The 6507-nt window shown below is 61.2% G+C and carries 6 protein-coding genes; 4 read left to right on the top strand and 2 right to left on the bottom strand.

The genetic code is table 11. The annotated features are described in order from the left end of the window. The coding region (locus tag Q0341_RS10005; RefSeq protein WP_299512740.1) for a YihY family inner membrane protein at positions 1-472 on the bottom strand (472 nt) is incomplete at its 3' end. A gap of 84 nt (positions 473-556) precedes the next feature. Between Q0341_RS10005 and Q0341_RS10000 the strand changes: the two genes are divergently transcribed. The 4 genes from Q0341_RS10000 to Q0341_RS09985 are packed head-to-tail and all read left to right on the top strand — an operon-like array spanning position 557 to position 3797. Further along, entirely contained in the window at positions 557-925 is a 369-nt protein-coding gene (locus Q0341_RS10000; protein WP_299512742.1) for a DUF2069 domain-containing protein, read from the top strand. A 54-nt stretch (positions 926-979) separates the two neighbouring features. Continuing rightward, positions 980-2422 carry an FAD-binding oxidoreductase gene (locus Q0341_RS09995; RefSeq protein ID WP_299512737.1) on the top strand — a complete coding sequence of 481 codons (1443 nt, stop codon included), beginning with the start codon at positions 980-982 and terminating at the stop codon, positions 2420-2422. A gap of 23 nt (positions 2423-2445) precedes the next feature. Beyond that, positions 2446-3297, top strand: a complete 852-nt coding sequence (locus Q0341_RS09990; RefSeq protein WP_299512735.1) for a thymidylate synthase — start codon at positions 2446-2448, stop codon at positions 3295-3297. Between the two features lie 11 nt (positions 3298-3308). After that, positions 3309-3797 carry a dihydrofolate reductase gene (locus Q0341_RS09985; RefSeq protein WP_299512733.1) on the top strand — a complete coding sequence of 163 codons (489 nt, stop codon included), beginning with the start codon at positions 3309-3311 and terminating at the stop codon, positions 3795-3797. Between the two features lie 95 nt (positions 3798-3892). Here Q0341_RS09985 and Q0341_RS09980 read toward each other — a convergent pair whose 3' ends face one another. Further along, a complete protein-coding gene (locus Q0341_RS09980; protein ID WP_299512731.1) occupies positions 3893-6193 on the bottom strand; it encodes a tetratricopeptide repeat protein in 2301 nt (766 codons plus the stop codon). Positions 6194-6507 lie beyond the last annotated feature (314 nt).

Genomic DNA, 6507 nt, shown 5'->3' with positions numbered 1-6507 from the left:
TGGCCGACCAATACAGCAAGACCTTTTGCGGCAAAGGACGCTGGCGTTGAACCCGCCAGATCTGCCCCAGCGTCCGCTCGATGGTCACCATCAAAAACACCGCCGACAAGAGCACTGCCGCCAGGCCTGCCGTGCCCAAACGGCTGGCCTTGCGCGAGAACTGGGTCAGGTAACTGAGCACCTGCCGTGCGATGCTCTCGGGCACCAGGCTCTCGATCAACCAGCGCTGGATCGTGTCTTGGAATTTGGCAAACACAGGAAAGGCTGAAAACACCGCCAAACCCAACGCGAACAAGGGCACCAAGGCCAACACGGTGGTGAAGGTGAGCGAGCTGGCACTGACACCCAGGCGGGCATCGCGAAAGCGTTCGGCCAAGACGCTGCCCATTTGTCGCCAGGGAAACTCCGACAGCTCTTGCCACCACAAACGGATGTGTTCACTCAGGCCGGTCTTGGACAAGGTTGATTGCATGCCCGGTATGATGCCACCGCAATGAACCCGAACCCCGAAACATCCCCCCTCCCCCCGCAAGAAACCGCCCCGGCAGGTCTGGACATGACCCGCTGGCTGGCCGTGGGCAGCTTGCTGGGCCTGATTGTGCTGGGCCTGGCTTGGGAAATTTGGCTGGCTCCCTTGCGCGAAGGGGGCTCTTGGTGGGCCATCAAAGTGCTGCCTTTGTGCATCCCGGTGGCCGGTTTGCTCAAAAACCGCATGTACACCTACCGCTGGGTCAGCCTGCTGGTGTGGCTTTATTTCACCGAAGGCGTGGTGCGTGCTTGGGGTGATGCCTGGCCGTCCTCAGGCTTGGCCGCGCTGCAAACCTTGCTGTGCACCACCTTGTTTGTGGCGTGCGCGCTGCATGTGCGCATCCGCTTCAAGGCCGCCAAAGCTACGGGCAACTTTGTGCCTGTGCCCCGCGACTGATTGTTTGCGCAACGCGCATTCACTGGTGCCCGACTTTCCACCTTTCATCCTCCCATGACCACCCTGACCCAGCCCCAAACCGATCTGATCGCCCAACTGCGCGACATCTGCGGAACGGCCAACGTGCTGACCCACGAAGAGCCAGCCGCTGACCTGAGCCCCTGGGAGCAAGACTGGCGCAAACGCGTTCATGGCCTGGCTCTGGCCGTGGTGCGCCCGGGCAACACTGCAGAAGTGGCGGCGGTGGTCAAGGCCTGCGCAGCAGCCAACACCGCCATCGTGCCGCAAGGCGGCAACACCGGACTGGTGGTGGGCGGCGTGCCCGACGGCTCGGGCACCCAGATCGTGCTAAGCATGACCCGCATGAACGCCGTGCGCGCCATCGACCCGGCCAACCTGACCATCACGGTCGAAGCCGGCTGTGTGCTGCAAAACCTGCAGGCTGCCGCCGAAGCAGCCGGATTTTTGTTCCCCTTGAGCCTGGGTGCGGAGGGCAGCTGCACCATCGGCGGCAACCTGGGCACCAACGCGGGCGGCACGCAAGTCGTGCGCTACGGCAACACCCGTGAGCTGTGCTTGGGCCTGGAAGTGGTCACCGCGCAAGGCGAGATCTGGCACGGGCTTTCTGGCCTGCGCAAAGACAACACCGGCTACGACCTGCGCAACCTGATGATCGGCAGCGAAGGCACGCTGGGCATCATCACCGCTGCGACCATGAAGCTCTACCCTCAGCCCGCTGCGCAGCTGACCGCCTGGGCCGCCGTGCCCAGCATGGATGCGGCTGTTGCGCTGCTCGGCTTGGCCCACCAGCGCCTGGGCCCGGGCCTGACGGGTTTTGAAGTCATGAACCAGTTTGCCCTCGGCCTGGTCGACAAGCATTACCCGCAGCTGCGCGTGCCGCTGTGGCAAGCAACACCTTGGTGTGTGCTGATCGAAAATTCGGACAGCGAAAACGAGCAGCATGCCCGCAGCCAATTTGAAGCCCTGCTCGAAGCGGCCATGGACCAAGGCTGCGTCACCGACGCCGTGGTCGCAGAAAGCCTCACACAGGCCAAAGGCCTGTGGCACATCCGCGAGAGCATCACCTTGGCCCAGGCCCAAGAAGGCTTGAACATCAAACACGACATCAGCATCCCGGTTTCACGCATCCCCGATTTCGTGGCCGAGACCGACGCCTTGCTGGCGCGCGAAGTGCCCGGCGTGCGCATGGTCGATTTTGGCCATCTGGGCGACGGCAACCTGCACTACAACGTGCAAGCGCCCGAAGGGGTCGATGAGAAAGCCTTCTTGCGTGACTTCGAAGACCCGATCAACACCTTGGTCTTCAACCAAGTCAAACGCTATGACGGCTCGATCAGCGCCGAGCACGGTGTGGGCGAACTCAAAGTGGGCAAACTCCCACTCTACAAAGACCCCACGGCGCTGGCCATGATGCGCGCCATCAAGCAGACACTGGACCCGCAAAACATCCTGAACCCAGGGCGGGTGCTGGCCTGACCCAACATTTAAACTTGCGCACTATGAACACCCCCGCCCGCCCCCTTGATCGCCCTGTCCGCAGCCAATACGAAGACTTCATGCGCCACGTCTACACAACGGGTGTGCAAAAAGGCGACCGCACCGGCACCGGCACGCGCAGCGTGTTTGGCCACCAGATGCGTTTTGACCTGAACGAGGGCTTTCCGCTGGTGACCACCAAAAAGGTGTTCTTACGAGCCATCATCGTGGAGTTGCTGTGGTTTTTGCGAGGCGACAGCAACGTGAAGTGGCTGCAAGAGCGCGGCTGCACCATCTGGGACGAATGGGCGCGAGAGGATGGATCACTGGGCCCTGTTTATGGCGTGCAGTGGCGCAGCTGGCCGACCCCAGGTGGCGGCCACATTGACCAGATGCAACAGGTCATGGACACGCTCAAAAACAACCCCGATTCGCGCCGCATCATTGTGAGCGCCTGGAACGTGGCCGAACTGGACCAAATGGCCCTCATGCCTTGCCACGCGTTTTTCCAGTTTTATGTGACCCCACCGCAAAAAGCCGGTGACAAGCCCAAACTCAGCTGCCAGCTCTACCAGCGCAGCGCCGACATCTTTTTGGGCGTGCCCTTCAACATCGCCAGCTACGCCTTGCTCACCCACATGGTGGCCCAGCAGTGCGACATGGACGTGGGCGAATTCATATGGACCGGTGGGGATTGCCACATTTACAGCAACCACCACGAACAAGTCGAGCTGCAACTGAGCCGCGCCCCCATGGCTTATCCAACGCTCCACATCAAGCGCAAGCCCGCTTCGATCCTGGATTACGAATTCGAGGATTTCGAAGTCGTGGGCTACGAATGCCACCCGGCCATCAAGGCCCCCGTCGCTGTCTGAGCCCTGGCCTGATGAAACTGCACCTCATTTATGCCCGCGCCCGCAACGGCGTGATCGGCCAAAACAACCAAATGCCATGGCACTTGCCCGAAGACCTGTCGCACTTCAAACGTGTCACGCTCGGTCAGCCGGTCATCATGGGGCGCAAAACTTGGGACTCGCTGCCCGCACGCTTTCGGCCCCTGCCCGGGCGAGTCAACATTGTGGTGACACGCCAGGCCGACTGGCAAGCGCAAGGCGCATGGCGTGCCGGCTCCATCGAAGAGGCCATGCGCCTGTGCAACGATGCCCCCGATGCATGGGTCATGGGCGGGGCCGACATCTACCGCCAGGCCGAACCCCTGGCCAGCACGGCGGTGGTCACCGAAATCGATGCCGACTTTGAAGGCGATGCCTTCGCCCCTGTGCTGAGCCCAAACTGGCGCGAGGTGCAGCGTGAAGTGCACTTGGGGGCCAATGGTTTGCGCTTCAGCTTCGTGACCCACCACCAAAACATCTGAGTTAGCACCCGAACCGAATTTGCGACGCAGACCCCTAAGCCACTTCAGGCCACCTGGGTCATGCCGTCATGACCCATGCCTTTTATGGGGCTGATTCAGGCCTTTTTCTTTTTCGATGCAGCGCTGGTCTTTTGAACCCCGCAGTGGCTGTGCCACATCTGTCGCAGCATTGCTTCGAAATCGCGGGTGTACTGGTCAATGTCCCATGCCGGTGCCGCCTGCAAGCGCTCACGCAAACCCTGCTTGAGGGTCAGCAAAGCCTGGCGGTCGCGGGCCATGGCGGCAGCGATGCGCACATAGTCCGCATCAGACTCGGCCACCCAGTCTTGAAGACCGGCCGCCGACATGAAGCTGGCACCCATGCGCGAGACAAAATTGCCGCCCGCTTTGACCACCACCGGCACCCCCATCCACAGCGCCTGCAAGGTCGTCGTGCCCCCGTTGTAAGGCACGGGGTCGAGCGCGATGTCCACATCGGCGTATTCAGCCATCATGTCGGTCAACCCCACTGGGCCACGGAACACCAAGCGCTCACGGTCAATGCCCTCGGCCAAGAAGCGTTGGGCAAACGCCTCGATCGCGCCGTCGTCCTTGAAGCTTGGAGCCTTGAGCAACAGCTTGGCATCGGGCACCTCCTTGAGCACCGCCGCCCAGAGCTTGACGGTGTGCGGCGTGAGCTTGGGCACATTGTTGAACGAGCCAAACACCAACGGCCGCTGCGCATGGGCCTGGGTGTAATTCGGGTACGGGTAGTCGGTTTCAGGCGAAAAGCAAAACACACTGCTCGGCAGGCGCGCCAGTTGTTCGCTGAACAGGGTTTCGCTGCCGACTGGGGCCACCACCGAATCGGCGACCAGCCAATCGATGTTGGGCACGCCCGTCGAGCAGGGATAGCCCAAGAAGGTGGCTTGCACCGGTGCGGCACGCTGGGCAAACAGACTCATGCGCTGCATGCTGGTGTGGCCTGACAGGTCGAGCAAGATGTCAATACCGTCCTCTTCAATGCGTCGCGCCAACTGGTTGTCGTTCAAAGTGCTCACTTCCACCCAGCGTGACACACGCTGCTTGGCCAGCAGGGTTTGATCGTCGTGCGAAATGCCTGTGAAATACAAGCTCACTTCAACTGCCCGGCGGTCCAATCGGGCCAGCAGGGGCTGCATGAAGATGTTGACGGGGTGCTGGTGGTGGAAATCGGCCGACACCAAACCCACACGCAAAGGGCGTTCGGGTGACTTGTCGTTTTTGAAACTGCTGACAGCACGGGCGTTTTGGCCCAAGGGGGCAAACAGCTCACGGTGCAGGTCTGCCACTTGCGCTGGGCTGAGCTGGTCGCTATAAAGCGAACTCATGGCGGCACTCGAATGCATTTTGGAGCCTGGGCCTTCTTCGTCGGCCAACGCCTTGTACAAGCGCAATGCCGTATCGGCGTCACCGGTGCGTCCAGCCACGCTGGCACGCATCGACTTGGCCCCCGGCTGAGGCGCAATGGCTTCGGCTTTGGCCAAGGCCTCCAGCGCCTCCTGCATGTTCCAGCTCTCAGCCAACGAATGGGCCAGGTTCCAATGGGCCAAGTCACTGTCAGGGTGCAATTCAACGTTGCGCCGCAGCACCGACTGCGCCTCTTGCCAGAGGTTGTAGCGGAAGGACAAATCGGCCAGTCGAACCAGCGTCGCCTCCGACGTCCCCACACTGGCCCGCTCAAAAGCCCGGTGCCCGTCTTCGGTCATGCCAAGGCGCATGAAGATGTCGCCCAGATCCATTTGCATTTCGGCGCGCTCGTTGTCATCGATGGGCTGCTGCCCCAAACGCAAGATCAGCAGCGCCTGTCGCATGGACTCCAGCGCCCGGGGAGCGTCACCGCGCTCAAGCCTGAACTTGGCCATGCGCCAGTGCACTTGGCGGTTTTTTTCGGCACCAGCCGCCGCAAGTGCGCGGTGGTATTCGGCAGCGCCAGCCTCCATTTGACCTGCATCCTCCAACAAACGGGCCAGCGACACACGCGCCTCGAAACGGCTTGGTTGCAAGGCAGTGGCTTGGCGGTAAGACGACAAAGCCTGGGCCGAGACCCCTTGTTGGCGGCACAAGTGACCCACTTCGAGCCATCCGCTGTAATTGGCGGGGAAAGCCTTCAGCAATTGTGCAAAAGCCTCGCGTGAGGCCATGTGCTCACCGAGCAGGACCAGGCAACGTGCGCGCTGCAAAGATGCGACCTCTAACTGAGGGACGATGCGCAAGGCGGCCTCATAAGCCAGCAAGGCCTCGGTCCAACGACCCGCTTTATAGTGGCCATTGGCCCCGGACATCGCTTGCGCCGCTTCTGCAGGCAGCTCCAGGGACTGTGGCTCAGCAAGCGTGGCCTGAGCATCGGGCTGTCGATCAGTTGGAGAGGCAGTCATAGTGTTCACTTCAGATGGCAGTTCTAGGAATCAGGGCCACATTGTCGTGTTAAGAGGCCTGCAAAGCCATCCTTCCAGTATTTTTTTTAATCCCAAAGTGCGATAGCCTGCGGTCAGAAACCCTTGCCCAAGGGGGAAGACGCGGTTCATTTTCTACACGCTTGGGGCCGTGGGCTAAACTCAAAACCCCTTCCTATCTGTCTGCCCCATGAAAATTGCCACCTGGAATGTGAACTCGTTGTCTGTGCGTCTGCCGCAGGTGCTCGACTGGCTGGCCACCATCCAGACTTCGCCGACGGGACGGTATTCACCCG

The organism is uncultured Limnohabitans sp. (assembly GCF_937889215.1).
Classification (GTDB): Bacteria; Pseudomonadota; Gammaproteobacteria; order Burkholderiales; family Burkholderiaceae_C; genus Limnohabitans_A.
The sequence above is the reverse complement of the archived record's forward strand: the minus strand, read 5'-3'. Positions and strand labels throughout refer to the sequence as shown.